The sequence below is a fragment of the Blautia sp. MB18-30 genome (assembly GCF_023669475.1).
GTDB classification, from domain to species: Bacteria; Bacillota; Clostridia; order Lachnospirales; family Lachnospiraceae; genus Blautia_A; species Blautia_A fusiformis.
In genome coordinates, this window is record NZ_JAMOYY010000006.1 from 69,713 (window position 1) to 90,289 (window position 20,577).

Here is a 20,577-nt window from a genome sequence, read left to right on the forward strand (position 1 = left end):
TAACTGGCAGATAGGATATGATAGGGTTATATGAAAATGGGAGGCGTTAAAAATGCGATATGATCTTCCGGAAAGAGTTATAAGAGAACTATTTTCATTTGCCACAAAACATTCTGTCAGAAAGATCATCCTCTTTGGGTCCCGTGCAAGAGGAAACAATACAGAAAGAAGTGATGTAGATATTGCTGTATATGGAGGAGATTTTGATTCCTTTTACTGGGATATCAAAGAAAATATCCATTCACTTCTGATGTTTGATGTAATTAATGCAGATGCTTCAATTTCTGAAGAACTCAAAAAAGAAATTAAAAAGGATGGAGTTGTGATCTATGAAAAAGCTTGATAATTTTTCTAATTGTCTTACTATATTAAGAAATGCAGATTTCAAACTTGCGGATAACAACGATATTTACAGAACCGGCGTGATCGGACAGTTCAACCTGACTTTCGAGCTTGCCTGGAAAGCTCTTCAGGAGATCCTGCGACTCCACGGGGCAGAAGGAGCAGACACCGGTTCACCGAGAGAAATCCTGCAGCTTGGCTATAAGCTGGGCTTCGTAAACGATTCAGCAGTGTGGCTGCTCATGCTGAAAAAGCGTAACACATCTGTCCATATATATAATGAGCAGGAAGTAGATGAGATGATCCTGCTCATCCGCGACAGCTTTATTCCGGCTTTTGTGGCTCTTGAGAAAACATTGAGGGAGAAGCTGGCAGAAGCGGAGAGCGACTGGACGTAAATAAAGAGAATACAATTTTACAGAATATATACTTCCCACCGATCAGGTACAATTAATCCGACCGGTGGGGATTTTTTTGCCCTCTTGACAGAAATATGAGCCATCTTTTGTAAGGAATTAGACTTAACTAACACAGCCACAAATATAAAACAGGTTCAGAAAAAAACAATGACAAAAATAACATATGAATCCACAGAAGAGCTGGGCCACAGCATACCCTTATCCAAAAGAGAAATCGAGGAAGACATACTGGAGGAGCTTTGCTCTCTTGCAAAAAAGGACGCCCTGATCGGAATCTCCGAGATTTGCGGGCGGATGAAGATGAGCAGACGGGAGGTTCTGGCCTGTCTGAAACAGTTGACCGCCTAGGGCTACGTAAAAATCGAAGAAAAAAACATCTGCGTCTGCCTCACAGAGCTGGGACGGATCCGGGGCGAGGAATGCCGCCACCGCCATGAAACCTTCACCCAGCTTCTGGAATATGTAGGAGTAGAAAGCCGCATTGCAGAAGAAGATGCCTGCCGCATGGAGCACGTGGTAAGCGATGAGACCGTGCAGCAAATCTGCAATTTTGTAAATTACGGAAGCACCTTTGAGCATGCTCTTCGGAACACAGACCTCAGATACCGCTATGAGCCGGGGGAATACTCCTTTCTCATGGGAATCTACTACATGGAAAAAACCTGTCCAAGAAGACTGGCCGGTGAATTTAAGAATTATAAAGAACAGATCCGCCTTCATGTAAAAAAAGAGGACAGCTATTTTGAACTGTTCTGCACAGCACCGGAGGAAAAAAACTGTTCTCTGGTATGTGGACCCAGAAACCGGCTGGGTAAAAGCCGAAGAAGAAAACGGAAATCCCCGGATCCCAACCGGCGTTTTTGAATACTTTATCCGGCATCAGGACCCCGTAGTGGAAGGAACCGCGCTGGTAGCCTTCTTGAGAGAAGGAGAGAAGCCCGTGGAATGGAACAGCCGAGAGCTGGACGTACATATCTGGTAGGAGGGGAAAATGGAAAAAACAAACACAGAAGATCTGATGCATCCGTCCATGCTACAGATATGCTATCTCTCGGAGCTTGCAAAGATCGGTAAAAGAAGAGGCAGCGTGGCACTGATCGCGGATACCTGCGGAGTCAGTCACGGTCCGGTCAGCCGTTTTTTTAAGGAGTGCATCGGCGCAGGCTATCTTACAGACACCTACGAATTTACGGAAAAAGGAACCCAGGCGCTGAAGACCTATCAGCGCATCCTGAAAGAAGTCAGCCTGTATCTGGAACGGGTCGGGATCCCGGAGATGGAGATCCCGGAAAAAACAAGACAGCTTGTAGAAAATGTGGACTACAGCCTGCTCATGACCATGACCCGAAATTCCGGGCAGGTGAACGAACCCAGAAACCAGAGCCTTGCGGAAGAAGAAACACCCTATTATCTGGAAAATGTCCTGGACAAAGGACGCTTCGAGGTGGGCATTGCCCTGTACCAGATGCGAGCGGACAAAGTAACGCGCCTCTCCATGGCCAACAATGGATTTGAGCACCTTGCCTGTATTCGGAACAACAACCGGGGAAGCTGGCTGGAGCTGACCACAAAAGAAATGCATGCACACTCCAGGATCAATGACGCAGATATGACAGGAATACTTTCCTCCCTGAAATATGAGGATCAGGGGCAGCTCCATGAAGCTGTGCTCCGCGACGGAAAAGTAAGGATCCCTCTAAGTGCATGCCATTTTTCAAAACACGCCTGGGAAATGTGAAAGGAAGAATTCCCATCACCGTCACCTGCAGCGTGGGAAAAGCCCATATGCCCGAAAGCACTGCACTCCTGATGTTCTGGATGTAGAAAAACTAGGAAGATTAAAAGCCGAAATGAAGAAAATTCGGCTTTTTTTGTGCAAAAAAATGGGAAATGCTGATGTTTACAGGCTTTTTCTATTTTGAAAATGGTTCCCGGAAGGAACGGAAAAAGAAAAAAGAGTTGACCGAAACTAACATTTGCGATTAGAATAGCATCAGAGAGTTAGTTACAGGTAACACGCGACTGTTTACCTGAAACGACTTAAAAAGAACGGTGCATGACACCTGGTACGACATAAGGAGGAAAGAAATGAGAAGAAAGAATTTATGGCTTCGTCTGTCATCCTGCACAATGGCAGCGCTGATCGCAACCACATCCGTTGTGCCTGTGGCTGCAGCAGAGGTGGATTTTCAGGATGAGGCTTCTGTAGAGACAGAAGAAACAGCAGAGCCGGAAGAGGTGATCACAGAGGAAAGCATCCATGAACTTTATGGTATTGATCTGAAAGTAGCAAAAGTAGATGGACGTAAGTTCGTTTTAACCGTCTAAAGCGTATATAAGAAAGGAAAAGAAAATGAGAAATCCATTGAAAATATTCTGGATTCTACTGGGGTTTCTTTGCCTTGGACTTGGCACCATCGGAGTTGTCCTTCCGATCTTGCCTACGGTTCCCTTTTATATGGCAACGCTGTTCTGCTTTGCAAAAAGCTCGGAATGGCTCCATACCTGGTTTACAGGAACAAACCTTTACAAAAAACATCTGGACAGTTTTGTGCAGAAAAGAGTTATGACGATTGGAACCAAATGCAAGATCATCGGCATGGTGACCGTAGTTATGGCCATTGGATTTATCTGCATGAAAAATGTACCCGCGGGAAGAATCTGTATTGCCGTTGTGTGGGTATGCCACATACTGTATTTCTTTCTCAGAGTAAGAACTGTGGAGGCGGAGGTGTAAGTAGCTGATGATAAAGACAAGACTGGTGGGGCTTTTATCCCACGCAAAAAAATATATCGTGTATACGATCCTGTGGCAGTGGCTGGCCCTGCTGTCACAGGTGATGGCTGTTTTTTCCATTGCAGGTCTTCTGGAAAAGGTGTTTTACGGAGATGTGACCACGGCGGAGGTGGAACATACGGTTATTACCCTGATCCTGGCTGTGGTGGTCCGTTTTTGCTGCGAGAGGATGGGGGCAAGGTCTTCCTATCTGGCCTGTGTGGATGTAAAACGGATCCTCCGGGAAAAGATCTATGAAAAAATGCTGAAGCTTGGCGCTTCCTACAGAGAGCAGGTTTCCTCCTCTGAGGTGGTGCAGGTTTCCACAGAGGGAGTAGAGCAGCTGGAAACCTATTTCGGAAAATATCTCCCACAGCTGTTTTACAGCCTGATCGCGCCGGTGACGCTGTTTGTGATCCTCTGCCGGGTAAGTCTGAGATCCAGTGTGGTACTTCTGATCTGCGTGCCGCTGATCCCCATTTCCATTGTGGTGGTACAGAAGGTTGCGAAGAAGCTTCTTAACAGGTACTGGAGCATTTATACCGGTCTTGGAGATTCCTTTCTGGAAAACCTTCAGGGCCTGACTACTTTGAAAATCTATCAGGCGGATCAGCAGAAAGCAGATGAGATGGATACGGAATCCCAGCGGTTCCGTCAGATCACCATGAAGGTTCTGACCATGCAGCTGAATTCCACCAGTGTGATGGATATTGTGGCTTATGGCGGTGCGGCTGTTGGTATGGCTGTGGCAGTGACGGAGTTCCTTCATGGAAACTTGAGCCTTTCCGGAACTCTCTGCATTGTGCTTCTGGCCAGTGAATTTTTCCTGCCGCTCAGGCTCCTGGGCTCCTTTTTCCATATTGCCATGAACGGTATGGCTGCTAGTGACAAGATCTTTCGGATCCTGGATCTCCCGGAGCCGAAAGCCGGAGAGAAGACTCTGCCGGATGGCGGCCTGGATATTTCTTTCCAGAATGTGCATTTTTCCTATGAGAAGGATCGTGAGATCCTTAAGGGAATTGAACTTGAGGTTCCTGCGGGAAGCTTTGTTTCCCTGGTTGGAGAGTCCGGCTGTGGTAAGAGTACCATTGCGGGGATCCTTTCCGGAAAGAACCGGGAATTTTCCGGTGAGCTCCATATCGGAGGGGTACCTCTTAGAGATGTCCGTGAGGATGAGCTGATGAAACATGTGGTTCTGGTGCGTCACAACAGTTATCTGTTTAAAGGTACAGTCCGTGAGAATCTTCAGATGGCAAAAAAAGATGCCACAGATACAGAGATGCGTGAGGTACTTAAGAAGGTCAATCTCCTGGGATTTCTGGATACGCAGAATGGTCTGGATACGCTCCTTCTGGAAAAGGCTGGAAATCTTTCCGGCGGACAGTGCCAGAGGCTTGCGATCGCCAGGACACTTCTTGCGGATGCCCCTGTGTACATTATGGATGAAGCCACTTCCAATATTGATGTGGAAAGTGAAGAGCTGATCATGGATGTGATCCATGAGATGGCAAAAACCAGGACAGTACTTCTGATCTCTCACAGACTTGCCAATGTGGTACAGTCCGATCAGATCTATTTCCTGAAGGACGGTGAGATCAGGGAGCGCGGAAAGCATGAGGAGCTGATGGCACTGGGCGGCGATCATACTGGGAACCGTTGGATATTTATGTGCTATTTTCCTGACGATCCTGGCAGGTCAGGTGATTCTTCATGGTTTGGCAGGAAATGATGCAGGTGCAGGGATCTCCGTGATCTCGGAAGCAGCAATGAAGAGTACCTGGCTTTCCGGAGTTTCTGTGAACAGGATCCTTGCAGTGATGATCCTTATTGCGGTGCTTCGTGGTATCTTTCATTATATGGAACAGTATTGCAATCATTTTATCGCCTTTAAGCTTCTGGCGATCATACGTCATAAGGTATTTGCGGCTCTGCGAAAACTTTGTCCTGCAAAGCTGGAAGGCCGTGACAAGGGTAACCTGATCTCCATTATCACTACGGATATCGAGCTTCTGGAGGTTTTTTACGCACATACCATTTCCCCGATAGCTATTGCAACGCTGACTTCTGTGATCATGGTGATCTTTATCGGAAGATACCATGTGCTTGCCGGAGTACTGGCTCTGGCAGCCTATCTGATCGTAGGCGTGGTGATCCCCATGTGGAACGGAAAGCGTGGAAGTCAGAAGGGTATGGAATTCCGTACAGAGTTCGGTGAGCTGAACAGTTTTGTGCTGGATTCACTTCGTGGTCTTGATGAGACGATCCAGTATAGTCAGGGCGAAAAAAGAAAAGCACAGATGTCTGATCAATCCAGAAAGCTTGCAGGAATGCAGGAGGATTTAAGCCGGATGGAGGGCTCCCAGAGATCTTTTACAAATCTGGTGATTCTGGTGGCTTCTTTCGGAATGCTGGCACTGACGATCCATCTGTATGGAATGGGAGAGAGCGGTTTTGATGGAATCCTTACCTGTACCATTGCCATGATGGGATCCTTTGGTCCGGTTGTGGCGCTGTCCAGCCTTTCCAATAATCTGAACCAGACTCTGGCAAGCGGTGAGCGTGTGCTGTCTCTTCTGGAGGAGAAGCCGCTGGTGGAGGAGCTTCCGGATGGAACCGGGCTTCACGCAGTTGGAAGGTTTAATGATGTGGAGAAACAAAATGAACCGGAACGGATAACAGTTGGTATGTATGTTAAGGGTTGGGAAAAGGATGAAGTATATAGCTCTGATTCGGAGAAGATTGAAAATGAATCTGTTGTTGGATTTTTAGGTGCAGAAGCTTTTCATGTGACATTCGCATATGAAGAGGAAACCATCCTGGATGACTACTCCCTGAAGCTTGCACCGGGTAAGATTACCGGTATCCACGGTTCCAGCGGCTCCGGAAAATCCACACTGCTGAAGCTTCTCATGCGTTTCTGGGATGTGAACGAAGGAAATATCTTCGTAGATAACAAAGATGTACGGGAAATCCCCACCCGTCATCTTCGCGACCTGGAAAGCTATGTGACACAGGAAACCCACCTGTTCCACGATTCCATTGCAAACAATATTGCCATTGCAAAGCCGGGAGCTACCCGTGAAGAGATCATGGCTGCCGCAAAAAAAGCCTCCATCCACGACTTTATCATGACGCTCCCCAAAGGTTATGACACAGAAGTCGGGGAACTGGGCGATACCCTTTCCGGCGGCGAGAAACAGAGAATCGGCATTGCAAGAGCCTTCCTCCATGACAGCCCCCTTCTGCTTCTGGATGAACCAACCTCCAATCTGGATTCCCTCAACGAAGGCATCATCCTCAAGTCCCTGAAAGAAGACACCACCCGCCGCACTGTAGTCCTGGTATCCCACAGAGTCTCCACCATGAACGTGGCAGATGTGGTGTATGAGATGGAGAATGGGAGATTATCATAAGAGATAGCACGTTGGATGTACAAAAACCACAAAAACTGGAAATCGCAATTAATACTTGCATTTAACAGACATTGGTGTTACAATGAACGAAACTAAGAACTTGTTGGCATAGGAGTGGGCGAGAGCCCGCTCCTATTTGCTGAGAAGGAATTTGTTCAGAAATAGGCAGAAATAGGAAAGGCAGGTGGGAAGCATGAGCAGACGGGAAGAATATGAACAGAAGACAGAGGCGATCCTTACACCGATCGTGGAGTCCAGGGGCTTTGAGCTGGTAGACGTGGAGTATGTCAAGGAAGCCGGAACCTGGTATCTCAGAGGCTATATCGACAAGCCGGGCGGAATCACAGTCAATGACTGCGAGGACGTAAGCCGTGCATTCAGCGATATACTGGATGAGCAGGATTTCATCGAGGACAGCTACATTATGGAGATCAGTTCTCCGGGACTTGACCGGCCTCTTAAAAAAGAAAAAGACTTTAAGAGAAGCCTTGGCAAGCTGGTGGAGATCCGTACCTACCGGCCCATCGAGAAACAGAAAGAATTCTGCGGTATTTTAAATGCATATGATAGTAACAGTGTGACAATCGATGAAGACGGCACAGAACGTACCTTTGATAAAAAAGATATTGCCCTGATTCGTCTCGCGATCGAATTCTAAAAGAGAATCGAATCTGTAAAATTCAGGAGGAAAAAAGAAAAATGAGCAGAGATTTAAGAGATGCGCTGGACGTTCTCGAAAAAGAGAAAAACATCAGTAAGGATACACTGCTGGAGGCAATTGAGCAGTCACTGATCCAGGCATGTAAGAACCATTTCGGAAAGGCAGATAACGTTCACGTTATGATCGATCCGGAGACCTGTGACTTCAGTGTTTACGCTGACAGAACTGTTGTAGAGCATGTGGAGGATCCGGCGCTGGAGATTTCTCTGGTGGATGCACAGAAAACAAACACGAACGCAGAGATCGGTGATGTTATGAAGGTTGAGATCCAGTCCAAGGAATTCGGACGTATCGCAACCCAGAATGCAAAGAATGTCATTCTTCAGAAAATCCGTGAGGAAGAGCGTAAAGTTCTTTACGATCAGTACTATGGAATCGAAAAAGAAGTGGTAACCGGTATTGTTCAGAGAGTAATGGGCAAAAATGTCAGCATCAACCTTGGTAAGGCAGACGCAGTACTTACAGAGAACGAACAGGTAAAGGGTGAGACCTTCCAGCCAACTGAGCGAGTAAAAGTTTACATTCTTGAAGTTAAGGATACACCGAAGGGACCGCGTATCCTGGTTTCCAGAACACATCCCGGTCTTGTAAAGAGACTTTTCGAGTCCGAAGTTGCAGAGGTAAGAGACGGTACCGTTGAGATCAAGAGCATTGCCCGTGAGGCAGGCTCCCGTACCAAGATCGCTGTATGGAGCAACGATCCGGATGTAGATGCTGTGGGAGCATGCGTTGGTATGAACGGTGCACGTGTAGGTGCAGTTGTTAACGAGCTTCACGGTGAGAAGATCGATATCATCAACTGGGATGAGAACCCGGCGATCCTTATCGAGAATGCATTAAGCCCTGCAAAGGTTATCGCAGTTATGGCTGACCCGGATGAGAAGACCGCACTGGTCGTAGTTCCGGATTACCAGCTTTCCCTTGCTATCGGTAAGGAAGGACAGAACGCACGTCTTGCTGCAAGACTTACAGGCTTCAAGATCGACATCAAGAGCGAGACACAGGCAAGAGAGTCCGGTGACTTCTACGATGATTACGATGAGGAACACGAGGAAGCAGAGGAAGAAATGACAGAAGAGGCTGTTTCCGAAGAGCTTGAAGAAGCAGAGGAAGATACAGAAGAGACAGAAACAGAAGCTGAAGAAACAGCAGATGGAGATGCCGAAGAATAATGAAAACGAGAACCAAGATTCCCATGCGTCAGTGTACCGGCTGCAGGGAAATGAAAAGCAAAAAGGAAATGATACGAGTTCTCAGGACATCAGAGAATGAGATCATCCTGGACGCTACAGGTAAGAAAAACGGACGCGGCGCATACCTTTGTTTCTCAGAGGAATGCCTGGAAAAGGCTATCAAAAACCATGGCCTGGAGCGTTCCTTGAAAATGGCAGTTCCGGATGAAGTGTATCAGAACCTCAAAAAGGAGTTTGGATCAATTGAAAAACAATAAGGTTTTATCACTCATCGGACTTGCGACAAAAGCAGGAAAAACAGTGAGCGGAGAATTTTCCACAGAGAAATCCGTAAAAACAGGAAAAGGTTTCCTGGCACTGGTGGCAGATGATGCCTCCGAAAACACAAAAAAGAAATTTCGGAATATGTGTACCTATTATGAAGTTCCGTTATATTTCCTTTCAGACAAAGAGAGCCTGGGCAGAGCAATGGGCAAAGAATTCCGTGCCAGCCTTGCCGTGCAGGACGAAAATTTTGCAAAGGCGATCATGAAGGCGCTGGAAAAAGAATCCGGCAGATAACCTGCATGATACAGGCGTCTGTAAGGAGGTTTGACGATAGAAATGATAAAAGATAAATTCAACAGATCGGGAAAGGAGCAATATAGACAATTGGATACTCCAAAAACAGAAGAAAAGACAACAACGGTGAATACAGAGGGTAACAAATCTGAAGCACCGAAAAAGAAAAAAAATATCATCCGTGTATTTCATGCACAGAATGCCAGCGATGGCGGTAAAGGAAGAAGAAAACCGGCAGCAGGCGAGAGAAAGGGACCGGCACGTCCACAGAACGGCGGTCAGAGAAGCGCAGGAGCAAACACACGAAACGGTGAGTCCGGTGAGCAGAGAAACGGTCAGAGTGGCCAGAATCGTACTCAGGGCGGAAGACCGCAGGGCAACCGTCCGGAAGGAAGAAGAGACGGAAATCGTGACGGAAGAACCTTCGAGGGAAGAAGAGACGGCGGAAATCGTTTTGGCGGAAATCGTTCCCAGAATGGTGAGGGACGTCCGGCAAGACAGGGCGAGGGAAACAGAGGCCCACGTCAGAATGACGGAAGAGGCGGAAGCCGTTTCGGCGGTGGAGCAAACCGTGGCCAGGGAGGTCAGGGCGGAAGCTTTGAAGGAAGAAGAGACGGAGGAAACCGTTTCGGCGGTGGAGCAAACCGTGGCCAGGGAGGCCAGGGCGGACGTTCCGAAGGCGGAAGAGGCGGAGACAACCGTTTCAGCGGAGCAAACCGTGGTGGCCAGGGCGGCGGACAGCGTCCGGGACAGAGAAGAAGCGGTGGCTCTTCAGATGCTGTATTCACTCCGGAGCTGACCAAGACATCCAAGGACAGCAAGCGTGAGCGTGACAGAGAGAATAAGAACAAGAAGAAAGAATTCGAGAAAGGTACCCAGGGCGGACGCAGACCAAATCAGGGCGGACGCAGACCGAATTCCAGAATCCCGAAAGCACTTCAGAAACCGAATCCACAGCCGAAGCAGGAAGAGAAGAAACCGGAGATCAAGGAGATCACCATTCCGGAGAAGCTTACTATCCGTGAGCTTGCGGACGCAATGAAGATGCAGCCGTCAGTGATCGTTAAGAAGCTTTTCATGGAAGGTGTCATGGTAACCGTAAACCAGGAGATCGACTTTGAAAAGGCAGAGGAGATCGCACTTGGCTTTGATATCATTGCTGAGAAGGAAGAAAAGGTGGATGTGATCGCAGAGCTCCTCAAAGAGGACGAAGAGGATGAGGATGATATGGTTCCGAGACCTCCGGTAGTCTGTGTTATGGGTCACGTTGACCATGGTAAAACATCTCTTCTGGATGCCATCCGTAATACAAACGTAACCAGAGGCGAGGCCGGCGGAATCACACAGCACATCGGTGCTTACGTGGTAAATATCAAAGGTCAGAAGATCACATTCCTGGATACACCGGGACATGAGGCGTTCACAGCTATGCGTATGCGTGGTGCCAACGCTACAGATATCGCAGTTCTGGTCGTTGCCGCAGACGATGGTGTAATGCCGCAGACAGTAGAGGCGATCAGCCATGCAAAGGCAGCCGGTGTTGAGATCATCGTTGCCATCAATAAGATCGATAAACCAAGTGCAAATGTAGAGCGTGTAAAACAGGAGCTTTCCGAGTATGAACTGATTCCTGAGGACTGGGGCGGAAGCACCATCTTTGTTCCGGTATCCGCACATACAGGAGAAGGAATTGAGAATCTTCTTGAGATGATTCTTCTTACTGCTGAGGTTTCCGAGCTCAAAGCCAATCCGAACCGTGAGGCAAGAGGTCTTGTTATTGAGGCTCAGCTTGATAAAGGTAAAGGACCGGTTGCTACCATCCTTGTTCAGAAGGGTACTCTTCATGTGGGAGACTTTATTGCCGCAGGTGCATGCAATGGTAAGGTACGTGCAATGATGGATGATAAGGGACGTCGTGTAAAAGAGGCAGGTCCGTCTACTCCGGTTGAGATCCTCGGACTTGGTGATGTTCCTAATGCAGGTGAGATCTTGATGTCCTTTGAGAGCGATAAAGAAGCCAAGAACTTTGCAGGCGCATTCGTTACAGAGAACAAGAGCCGTCTTCTCGAGGAGACCAAAGGCAAGCTTTCTCTGGATAACCTGTTTGACCAGATCCAGGCCAGCGATCTTAAGGAGCTTCCGATCATCGTCAAGGCCGATGTACAGGGATCTGTTGAGGCTGTAAAACAGAGTCTTACCAAGCTTTCCAACGAGGAAGTTATCGTTAAGGTGATCCATGGTGGTGTAGGTGCCATCAATGAGTCTGATGTCAGCCTTGCTGCAACATCCAATGCGATCATCATCGGCTTTAATGTACGTCCGGATACTACAGCAAAACAGCTTGCTGAGCAGGAGGGCGTTGACCTTCGACTTTATAAAGTCATTTATCAGGCGATCGAGGATGTAGAGGCAGCTATGAAGGGTATGCTGGATCCTGTATTCGAGGAGAAGGTTATCGGTCACGCAGAGGTTCGTCAGCTGTTCAAGGCCTCCGGTGTCGGAACCATCGCAGGAAGCTATGTGCTGGATGGTACATTCCAGCGTAACTGTAAGGTTCGTATCACACGAGGTGAGGACCAGATCTTCGAGGGTGAGCTTGCATCTCTGAAGAGATTTAAGGATGATGTCAAGGAAGTTCGTGCCGGATATGAGTGCGGTCTTGTATTTAATGACTTTAATGATGTCAAAGAAGAAGATAAAGTCGAAGCATATATCATGGTAGAGGTACCAAGATAGGAGTGATTCGTAATGAGAAAAAACAGCATTAAAAATACACGTGTGAATGGTGCAGTTCAAAAAGAACTCAGCACCATCATACACAGCGAGATCAAGGACCCCAGAATTCATCCGATGACTTCTGTGACAGCTGTTGAGGTGGCACCGGATCTTAAGACCTGCAAAGCTTACATCAGTGTGCTGGGCGAGAAACAGGCCAAGGATTCCACCCTCCGGGGCTTAAAGAATGCAGAGGGCTATGTTCGGAGAGAACTGGCCAGAAGACTGAATCTCCGCAATACACCGGAGATCCGTTTTGTTCTGGATGAGTCTATTGAATATGGTGTAAATATGTCAAAGAAGATCAATGACGTAATGAGTGGGATGGAAACAGAGGAATAGGTGGAAAAAATGAAAAACATTTCAGAAATACTGGAAAATGTAAAAACCGTTGGCATTGGCGGTCACATCCGTCCGGATGGGGACTGCATTGGTTCCTGTATGGCTCTGTATCTCTATATCCGGAAATATTTTCCTGATATAGAAGCAGATGTTTATCTGGAAGACCGGAAACCTGTATTTGATTACATTGACAGAATGGATGAGGTTAAGACAGAAGCAGAAGAAGATAAGGTGTATGATCTTTTTATCACCTGTGATGTCAGCGCACTGGACAGGCTTGCTGTTGCTCGGAAATATTTCGATGCAGCAAAAAAGACAGCCTGCATTGATCATCATGTGAGCAATAACGGATTTGCGGATGTCAATCATGTAAGAGGCGAGATCAGCTCTGCCAGCGAAGTTCTTTACGGACTTCTGGATTCAGACAAGATCGATCGTTCTATTGCGGTTCCTATTTATACAGGAATGGCACATGATACCGGCGTGTTCCAGTATTCTTCCACAACACCGGAAACCATGAGGATCGCCGGAGAACTGATGAAAACAGGATTTGATTTCAGCAGGATCATCGATGAGTCCTTTTACCAGAAAACATATCTTCAGAATCAGGTCATGGGACGTGTCCTGGCAGAGAGTATTCTCCTTCAGGGCGGTAAGTGTGTGGTCGGATATCTGAAAAAACGGGAGATGGATTTCTACAGTGTGGAAGGAAAGGATCTGGAGGGAATCGTGAGCCAGCTCCGTCTGACTGCTGGTGTGGAGGTTGCGATCTTTATCTATGAGATGCAGACGCAGCTCTTTAAGGTATCTCTCCGTTCCAATGGTAAGGTGGATGTAAGCAAGATTGCCGTATTTTTCGGAGGCGGCGGACATGTGCGTGCAGCCGGCTGTGATATGCAGGGCTCCATGTACGATGTGATCAATAACCTTACTGCTGAAATTGAAAAACAGCTTGCAGAGGAGTAAAGATAAGATCATGGACGGAATACTTGTGATCCGAAAGGAAAAAGGTTATACCTCTCATGATGTTGTTGCAAAGCTGCGTGGGATTCTCCACATGAAAAAGATTGGCCATACTGGGACTCTGGATCCGGCAGCAGAGGGAGTACTTCCTGTTGCACTGGGCAAGGGGACCCGGCTGGTGGAGCTTCTTACAGAAAAAGAAAAAACATATGAGGCGGTTTTAAGGCTGGGAGTTTCCACAGATACCCAGGACATGACCGGAGCTGTTCTTTCTGAGAAACCTGTTACCGTCACGGAAGAGGAAGTCCGTGAGGCAGTGGGATCCTTTGTGGGAGAACAGCAGCAGGTCCCTCCTATGTATTCGGCCCTGAAGGTAAACGGAAAGAAGCTTTATGAACTGGCCAGAGAAGGAAAAACCATAGAGCGTAAGCCGCGCCCTGTGGTTTTTTATGAGATAAGGATACTGGATATGGAGCTTCCGCTGGTACGCATAAGCGTTACCTGCAGCAAGGGCACCTATATCCGTACACTTTGCAATGACATCGGAGAAAAATTAGGCTGCGGCGGAGCCATGGAAGAGCTGCTTCGGACCAGGTCCGGAAATTTCACTCTGGAAGAGAGCATGACACTTTCCCAGGTGGAGGAAGCGGTTGCCGATGGGACCATCGGGGAAAAGCTTGTTTCCATCGAGGATGTACTTTCCATGTATCCGGTCCTTACCTGTACACCGGAGGGAGACAGACTTCTCAATAACGGAAACCCGCTTCCGGAAGAACTGGTACAGGGAGGCAGCAGGGAAGAAAAAGTCCGGATGTATAAAAGCAGCGGAAATTTCACAGGAATATACGGCTGGGATGAAAGAAAACAGAAATACGTACCCATCCGCATGTTTTTTGTATGACATTTTATAAAAACTTGCAGGAGCAGCAGAAGATATGGAATACTTGAAGATCGACGGAGAATTTCCGCGCCTTTCAAAGAGTGCGGTGACACTTGGAAAATTTGACGGCATACACCGTGGACACCAGAAACTGGTGGAGAAGATCCTGGAACAGAAAGAAAAAGGTCTGCAGACAGTCCTTTTTTCTCTTGGCATCGGCAGTCAGATGATCTTTACAAAAGAGGAACGATGTCAGCTTCTTGAGAAAGCAGGCGTGGATGTGCTGATCGAATGTCCGCTGGATAACCGGATCCGTCATATGAAGGCGGAAACCTTTATTAAAGAAATCCTGGTGGGAGATCTTCAGGCGGAGCATGTTGCAGTGGGAGAAGATTTCAGGTTCGGGTATGAACGCAAGGGAACACCACAGCTTCTGGAGACTATGGGAAGGAAGCTTGGCTTTACTGTGGATGTTGTTCCGAAAGAAATGGAAGGCCGCAGAAAGATCAGCAGTACATTTATCCGTGAGGAACTGAAAAAGGGAAATATGGAAAAGGTTAATGATCTGCTGGGAATCCCCTTTTTTGTGGACGGTGTGATCGAACATGGAAGAGGAATGGGACATAAGGTCCTTCTTCCCACTACCAATATCGTTCCTGCAAAAGAAAAGCTGATGCCGCCAAATGGCGTTTATGATACCGTGTCCCATTTTAAGGACAGAACCCTTTGCGGGATCACAAACGTAGGATATAAACCAACCATCGGAGAGAAATTCCTGGGTGTTGAGACCTATCTTTTTGACTGCGAGGAGGATCTGTACGGAGAGCCCTGCAGAGTGGAATTCTTTCATTATTCCAGACCGGAGAAGCGCTTTTCGTCCATAGAAGCACTAAAGCAGCAGCTCCTGAAGGATGCAGAAAAGGGAAAGGCTTATTTCCGCAGTCTCGAAAAATAAAAACTTTCGGGAAAAACTTTTCGAAAAAACAGTTTACAGGTCAGAAACCGTGTGCTATACTGTTCGAGGTGAAAAAAGCCAGTATTCAGAAGCCGGAGACTCCGACCACTTCTTAATACCCGGCGTTTAATTAAAATTTCAAGGAGGAAACAACAATGATTTCTAAAGAGAAGAAAACAGCGATCATGAAAGAGTATGCAAGAACAGAGGGTGACACAGGTTCACCGGAGGTTCAGGTTGCAGTTCTTACAGCAAGAATCCAGGAGCTCACAGAGCATCTTAAAACACACCACAAAGATCATCATTCCAGAAGAGGTCTTCTGAAAATGGTAGGTCAGAGACGTGGCCTTCTTGCTTATCTTAAGAAAACAGACATCGAAAGATACCGTGCACTGATTGAGAAATTAGGTTTAAGAAAATAATTGCTACGGGAGGGGCGGATGATTCCATCCGCCCCATTTTAACATGTGTGATAAACACAGACGGAATTACCGCAGGAGTGATTTCCGAGACTACTGAAAAGCCCATTTCCGGTCGAGATCTTTTTCAAAGGAAGTGGTCTTTTCAGTTGTTTCGGGCTCCTGTCAGATATTAATATAATAAGAAAAGGAGAACGAATATGTACAAAAGTTATTCCATGGAACTTGCAGGAAGAACACTGACTGTAGATATCGGACGTGTAGCGAAACAGGCCAATGGTGCTGCTCTTATGCACTACGGTGATACTACGGTCCTTGCTACTGCTACCGCATCCAAAGAGCCAAGAGAAGGGATCGATTTCTTCCCGTTAAGCGTTGAGTATGAGGAGAAAATGTACGCAGTAGGAAAGATCCCGGGAGGATTCAACAAGAGAGAGGGTAAGGCAAGCGAACATGCGATCCTTACATCCCGTGTTATCGACCGCCCAATGCGTCCACTGTTCCCGAAGGATTACAGAAATGACGTAACACTGGTAGACATGGTTATGTCTGTTGATCCGGAGTGCAATCCGGAGATCCCGGCTATGCTTGGTTCTTCCATTGCAACCTGTATTTCTGATATCCCATTTGACGGCCCATGTGCAACCACACAGGTTGGCATGATCGACGGCGAGTTCATCATCAACCCGACACTTGCACAGAAGGCAGTTTCTGACCTTCAGCTTACCGTAGCTTCCACAAGAGAGAAAGTTATCATGATCGAGGCCGGAGCCAACGAGATTCCGGAAGACAAGATGATCGAAGCCATCTACAAGGCTCACGAAGTAAACCAGGAGATCATTAAATTCATCGACCAGATCGTAGCTGAGTGCGGAAAAGAGAAACATTCCTACGAGTCCTGTGCAGTACCGCAGGAACTCTTTGATGAGATCAAGAAGATCGTTCCTCCGGAAGAGATGGAGGTTGCCGTATTCTCCGATGACAAACAGACACGTGAGAATAATATCAGCGAGATCACAGACAAGCTGAAAGAAGCTTTTGCAGATAACGAAGAGTGGCTTGCCGTTCTCGGTGAGGCTGTATATCAGTACCAGAAGAAGACTGTCCGCAAGATGATCCTCAAAGATCACAAACGTCCGGACGGCCGTGAGATCAGACAGATCCGTCCGCTGGCTGCGGAGACAGACATTATCCCGAGAGTTCACGGTTCTGCCATGTTCACAAGAGGACAGACTCAGATCTGTACCGTTACCACACTGGCTCCTCTTACAGAGGCACAGCGTCTTGACGGACTGGATGAGTTTGAGACATCCAAGAGATATATGCATCACTACAACTTCCCGTCCTACTCCGTAGGTGAGACAAAACCTTCCAGAGGACCGGGACGCCGTGAGATCGGCCACGGAGCACTTGCTGAGAGAGCACTGGTACCGGTACTTCCTACAGAAGAGGAGTTCCCGTATGCAATCCGTACCGTATCTGAGACATTTGAGTCCAACGGTTCCACATCCCAGGCAAGTATCTGTGCATCTACCATGTCACTGATGGCTGCCGGTGTACCGATCAAGAAACCGGTTGCAGGTATTTCCTGTGGACTTGTTACAGGTGAAACAGACGATGATTACATCGTTCTTACAGATATCCAGGGCCTTGAGGACTTCTTCGGAGATATGGATTTCAAGGTAGCCGGAACACATGACGGAATCACAGCGATCCAGATGGATATCAAGATCCATGGTCTTACAAGACCGATCGTTGAGGAGGCGATCCGCAGGACAAAAGAGGCAAGAGAATATATCCTGACAGAAGTTATGGAGAAATGTATCGACAAGCCTCGTACAAGCGTTGGTGAGTTTGCTCCGAAGATCATCCAGATCCAGATCGACCCGCAGAAGATCGGTGATGTAGTCGGACAGAGAGGAAAGACCATCAACACGATCATCGAGCGTACAGGTGTGAAGATCGACATCACAGATGACGGCGCAGTTTCCATTTGCGGAACAGACCAGAAGGGTATGGATGAAGCAAAACGTATGATCGAGATCATCACTACCGAGTTTGAGGCAGGACAGATCTTTACAGGACGCGTAGTCAGCATCAAAGAGTTTGGTGCGTTCCTTGAGTTTGCACCGGGCAAGGAGGGAATGGTACACATTTCCAAGATCTCCAAACAGAGGATCAACCGTGTTGAGGATGTTCTCACACTTGGCGACAAAGTTAAGGTTATCTGCCTTGGCAAGGACAAGATGGGAAGAATCAGCTTCAGCATGAAGGATGTACCGGAAGAAGCATAAATGATGAGATATCACAATATTACCAAGGACGATATGTTAAACGGAGACGGACTTCGTGTAGTACTCTGGGTGGCCGGCTGTTCACACGGCTGCCGGGAGTGCCAGAATCCAATTACCTGGGATCCAAACGGAGGTCTCCCATTTACGGACAGCGAGCGAGCTGAGATATTTGCAGAGCTGGACAAGGATTATATCAGCGGGATCACATTCTCAGGAGGAGATCCTCTGCATCCTTCCAATATCGCTGAGGTAACAGCTCTTGCAAGAGAGATCAGAGAGAAGTATCCGGATAAGACCATCTGGCTGTATACCGGTTCTCTCTGGGAAGAGATCCAGCAGTACGAGATCATCCATTATCTGGATGTATGCGTGGACGGGGAATTTCAGGTGGACAAGAAAGAGGTTCGTCTGAAATGGAAAGGCTCCTCAAATCAGAGGGTGATCGATGTACAGGCGTCACTTCGTGAGAACCGTGTGGTTCTGTACACGGAGTGATCAGAGGTTTTTTTGAAATTACCTATTGGGAGTGGAACGAAAAATGAAAAGAATTGCGAAATTTCACAAGGTAAGTTTTGAACAGTTTGCAAAGGACTGGAAGGATACCTTTGAACAGTATTCAGAAGAGGAGCTCCGGAATATCTACGACAGTCTGAAGCTTCCGAAGAGAGCTACGACCGGAAGTGCAGGATATGATTTTTATGCACCTGTGGATGTGACCATGAAGCCGGGTGAGATCGTAAAGATACCAACCGGTATCCGCGTAGAGATGGAAGAGGGCTGGGTCCTGAAATGTTATCCGAGAAGCGGACTGGGATTTAAATTCCGGCTGCAGCTCAATAACACAGTGGGAATCATTGACAGCGATTATTTCTTTTCCGACAACGAAGGTCATATCTTTGCCAAGCTGACTAACGATACAAGAGAAGATAAAACGATCCAGATTCCGGCAGGAACCGGTTTTATGCAGGGGATCTTTGTGGAATACGGAATCACCGTGGATGACGATGCAGATGCAGTAAGAAACGGCGGCTTCGGAAGTACCACAAAATAAAACAAAAGCCCGGAAGGCGGAGGTGTGAAGACCACATACATCCGATTTTCCGGGCTTGTTTTGTGTAGTTACTGCTTTCCGATAAATGCACTGTTTAGCTGAGAGGTGCGTCTGCCTCCTCGTCTGCACGTGCTTTTTCCACGACTGCGTTAAAGGCATTTGCGGCAGCGTCGTACTCTTCATCATCTTCAATGTTTGCCAGCATCGGATCGCCGTCTGCTGTGCGGGAGAAGCTGTAGAGATAAACCTCACCGGTCTCATTCTGGCCGTTCTCATCCAGTGGGAGAAGTGCGATATATTCTTTGTTCTCTACAGGGAAAATAGTAAGGATGGCACATTCTACCTCAGTATCATCATCCATAGTCAGGGTGATGGTATGATGTGCTTCATCTACCTTGCTTTCGCAGTTAGCTGTGCAGGAAGCGCAGTCGCTTGGTGCACATCCGCTTTTGTTAAATTCATCACTCATAAAAAAATCCTCCGTTCTGCTGCTGCCTGTAAATAAGAGGGCAGCTCTGCATGATATAGAGAACATTTTAACAGATATGACGTAGAACAGCAACAAAATATTTGAGAGCCTGAGAAAACTTTCAAAATATTTTTTGCTTAATCCGACAATGTGAGATATAATAAAAATATGACGAAAAAATGAGGAGAAAATATAAAAATATGAAATTTATTTCCTGGAATGTAAATGGGATCCGGGCCTGTATCACCAAGGGCTTTGAGGAACGCTTTCATGAGCTGGATGCGGATATTTTCTGTCTGCAGGAGACGAAATGCCAGCAGGGACAGGTAAAGCTGGAACTTCCCGGATATCATCAGTACTGGAACTACGCAAACCGCAGAGGCTATTCAGGTACAGCCATTTTTACGAAGAGGGAGCCATTGTCTGCGGCTTACGGGATCGGGATAGAGGAGCATGATAAAGAAGGACGTGTCATCACACTGGAATTCGAAGAGTATTATTTTGTGACTGTATATACTCCCAACTCCCAGAGCGAGCTCCGCCGTTTGGAATACCGTATGAAATGGGAAGAGGATTTTTTAGCTTATCTTCTGAAACTGCAGGAGAAGAAACCGGTGATCTGTTGTGGCGACCTTAATGTGGCACATCAGGAGATCGATCTCAAGAATCCGAAGACCAACCGCAAAAATGCAGGCTTTACTGATGAAGAGAGAGCCTGCTTTACCAGAGCCCTTGAGAGTGGCTTTATTGATACATTCCGCTATTTTTATCCGGATAAAGAGGGCGTTTACTCCTGGTGGTCCTACCGTTTCCGTGCACGAGAGAAGAACGCCGGCTGGCGTATCGACTATTTCCTTGTTTCCCCTTCCCTGAAAGAAAAGCTTCAGGATGCGAAGATCCACGGAGAGATCATGGGATCCGATCATTGCCCGGTTGAGCTGGATATTGATCTGTGACGGATCCGGCGAAAAGGATTTCTATGGATTTGAATAATAAAAAGAGAA

24 protein-coding genes are annotated in these 20,577 nt (G+C 47.3%); 23 read left to right on the top strand and 1 reads right to left on the bottom strand.

Annotated features, from left to right (window positions below; translation table 11 throughout):
• Positions 1–52 precede the first annotated feature (52 nt).
• The 22 genes from NCY57_RS04370 to NCY57_RS04475 all read left to right on the top strand — a co-directional run bounded on the left by NCY57_RS04370 (position 53) and on the right by NCY57_RS04475 (position 19,104).
• Positions 53–343, top strand: coding sequence for a nucleotidyltransferase family protein (locus NCY57_RS04370; protein ID WP_021650318.1), 291 nt, complete (start codon positions 53–55; stop codon positions 341–343).
• A complete protein-coding gene (locus tag NCY57_RS04375; RefSeq protein WP_022426615.1) occupies positions 330–740 on the top strand; it encodes an HI0074 family nucleotidyltransferase substrate-binding subunit in 411 nt (136 codons plus the stop codon). Before NCY57_RS04370 ends, NCY57_RS04375 begins: the two co-directional genes overlap by 14 nt.
• 168 nt (positions 741–908) lie before the next feature.
• The gene (locus NCY57_RS04380) at positions 909–1,109 is read left to right on the top strand and encodes a hypothetical protein (protein ID WP_092069338.1); all 201 of its coding nucleotides are present in this window, start codon (positions 909–911) and stop codon (positions 1,107–1,109) included.
• Between the two features lie 48 nt (positions 1,110–1,157).
• Positions 1,158–1,625 carry a metal-dependent transcriptional regulator gene (locus NCY57_RS04385; RefSeq protein ID WP_255363752.1) on the top strand — a complete coding sequence of 156 codons (468 nt, stop codon included), beginning with the start codon at positions 1,158–1,160 and terminating at the stop codon, positions 1,623–1,625.
• Positions 1,626–1,752: 127 nt separating this feature from the next.
• Positions 1,753–2,499, top strand: coding sequence for a hypothetical protein (locus NCY57_RS04390; protein ID WP_173739870.1), 747 nt, complete (start codon positions 1,753–1,755; stop codon positions 2,497–2,499).
• A 350-nt stretch (positions 2,500–2,849) separates the two neighbouring features.
• Positions 2,850–3,089 carry a hypothetical protein gene (locus NCY57_RS16900; protein WP_092069346.1) on the top strand — a complete coding sequence of 80 codons (240 nt, stop codon included), beginning with the start codon at positions 2,850–2,852 and terminating at the stop codon, positions 3,087–3,089.
• Positions 3,090–3,114: 25 nt separating this feature from the next.
• Positions 3,115–3,498 carry a YbaN family protein gene (locus NCY57_RS04400; RefSeq protein WP_173739869.1) on the top strand — a complete coding sequence of 128 codons (384 nt, stop codon included), beginning with the start codon at positions 3,115–3,117 and terminating at the stop codon, positions 3,496–3,498.
• Between the two features lie 7 nt (positions 3,499–3,505).
• The gene (locus tag NCY57_RS04405) at positions 3,506–5,266 is read left to right on the top strand and encodes an ABC transporter ATP-binding protein/permease (RefSeq protein WP_173739868.1); all 1,761 of its coding nucleotides are present in this window, start codon (positions 3,506–3,508) and stop codon (positions 5,264–5,266) included.
• Positions 5,178–6,950, top strand: coding sequence for an amino acid ABC transporter ATP-binding/permease protein (locus NCY57_RS04410; RefSeq protein WP_173739878.1), 1,773 nt, complete (start codon positions 5,178–5,180; stop codon positions 6,948–6,950). The genes NCY57_RS04405 and NCY57_RS04410 overlap by 89 nt, the downstream gene beginning before the upstream one ends.
• A gap of 193 nt (positions 6,951–7,143) precedes the next feature.
• A complete protein-coding gene (gene rimP, locus NCY57_RS04415) occupies positions 7,144–7,608 on the top strand; it encodes a ribosome maturation factor RimP (RefSeq protein WP_021650312.1) in 465 nt (154 codons plus the stop codon).
• Positions 7,609–7,649: 41 nt separating this feature from the next.
• Positions 7,650–8,843, top strand: coding sequence for a transcription termination factor NusA (gene nusA, locus NCY57_RS04420; protein WP_059085213.1), 1,194 nt, complete (start codon positions 7,650–7,652; stop codon positions 8,841–8,843).
• The gene (gene rnpM / locus NCY57_RS04425) at positions 8,843–9,121 is read left to right on the top strand and encodes an RNase P modulator RnpM (RefSeq protein WP_015525795.1); all 279 of its coding nucleotides are present in this window, start codon (positions 8,843–8,845) and stop codon (positions 9,119–9,121) included. Before nusA ends, rnpM begins: the two co-directional genes overlap by 1 nt.
• Positions 9,108–9,425, top strand: a complete 318-nt coding sequence (locus NCY57_RS04430; RefSeq protein WP_021650310.1) for a L7Ae/L30e/S12e/Gadd45 family ribosomal protein — start codon at positions 9,108–9,110, stop codon at positions 9,423–9,425. The genes rnpM and NCY57_RS04430 overlap by 14 nt, the downstream gene beginning before the upstream one ends.
• Before the next feature lie 42 nt (positions 9,426–9,467).
• Positions 9,468–12,161: a translation initiation factor IF-2 gene (gene infB, locus NCY57_RS04435; RefSeq protein WP_015525796.1), complete on the top strand. Its 2,694-nt coding sequence runs from the start codon at positions 9,468–9,470 to the stop codon at positions 12,159–12,161.
• A 12-nt stretch (positions 12,162–12,173) separates the two neighbouring features.
• A complete protein-coding gene (gene rbfA, locus NCY57_RS04440; protein ID WP_015525797.1) occupies positions 12,174–12,542 on the top strand; it encodes a 30S ribosome-binding factor RbfA in 369 nt (122 codons plus the stop codon).
• Positions 12,543–12,551: 9 nt separating this feature from the next.
• On the top strand, positions 12,552–13,508 hold the full coding sequence (locus tag NCY57_RS04445) for a DHH family phosphoesterase (RefSeq protein ID WP_022426620.1): 957 nt from the start codon (positions 12,552–12,554) through the stop codon (positions 13,506–13,508).
• A 7-nt stretch (positions 13,509–13,515) separates the two neighbouring features.
• Complete coding sequence (gene truB, locus NCY57_RS04450; RefSeq protein ID WP_370816446.1) at positions 13,516–14,406, top strand: tRNA pseudouridine(55) synthase TruB; 891 nt, start codon at positions 13,516–13,518, stop codon at positions 14,404–14,406.
• Between the two features lie 34 nt (positions 14,407–14,440).
• Entirely contained in the window at positions 14,441–15,340 is a 900-nt protein-coding gene (locus NCY57_RS04455; RefSeq protein ID WP_118625419.1) for a bifunctional riboflavin kinase/FAD synthetase, read from the top strand.
• 155 nt (positions 15,341–15,495) lie between these two features.
• On the top strand, positions 15,496–15,762 hold the full coding sequence (gene rpsO, locus NCY57_RS04460; protein ID WP_015525801.1) for a 30S ribosomal protein S15: 267 nt from the start codon (positions 15,496–15,498) through the stop codon (positions 15,760–15,762).
• Between the two features lie 197 nt (positions 15,763–15,959).
• On the top strand, positions 15,960–18,053 hold the full coding sequence (locus NCY57_RS04465) for a polyribonucleotide nucleotidyltransferase (RefSeq protein ID WP_114001447.1): 2,094 nt from the start codon (positions 15,960–15,962) through the stop codon (positions 18,051–18,053).
• A 3-nt stretch (positions 18,054–18,056) separates the two neighbouring features.
• A complete protein-coding gene (gene nrdG / locus NCY57_RS04470; protein WP_044961222.1) occupies positions 18,057–18,548 on the top strand; it encodes an anaerobic ribonucleoside-triphosphate reductase activating protein in 492 nt (163 codons plus the stop codon).
• A 43-nt stretch (positions 18,549–18,591) separates the two neighbouring features.
• Positions 18,592–19,104 carry a deoxyuridine 5'-triphosphate nucleotidohydrolase gene (locus tag NCY57_RS04475; RefSeq protein ID WP_174095713.1) on the top strand — a complete coding sequence of 171 codons (513 nt, stop codon included), beginning with the start codon at positions 18,592–18,594 and terminating at the stop codon, positions 19,102–19,104.
• Between the two features lie 94 nt (positions 19,105–19,198).
• Here NCY57_RS04475 and NCY57_RS04480 read toward each other — a convergent pair whose 3' ends face one another.
• Entirely contained in the window at positions 19,199–19,573 is a 375-nt protein-coding gene (locus NCY57_RS04480) for a DUF1292 domain-containing protein (RefSeq protein WP_015525805.1), read from the bottom strand.
• Positions 19,574–19,773: 200 nt separating this feature from the next.
• Between NCY57_RS04480 and NCY57_RS04485 the strand changes: the two genes are divergently transcribed.
• Positions 19,774–20,529: an exodeoxyribonuclease III gene (locus NCY57_RS04485; protein WP_178004229.1), complete on the top strand. Its 756-nt coding sequence runs from the start codon at positions 19,774–19,776 to the stop codon at positions 20,527–20,529.
• Positions 20,530–20,577 lie beyond the last annotated feature (48 nt).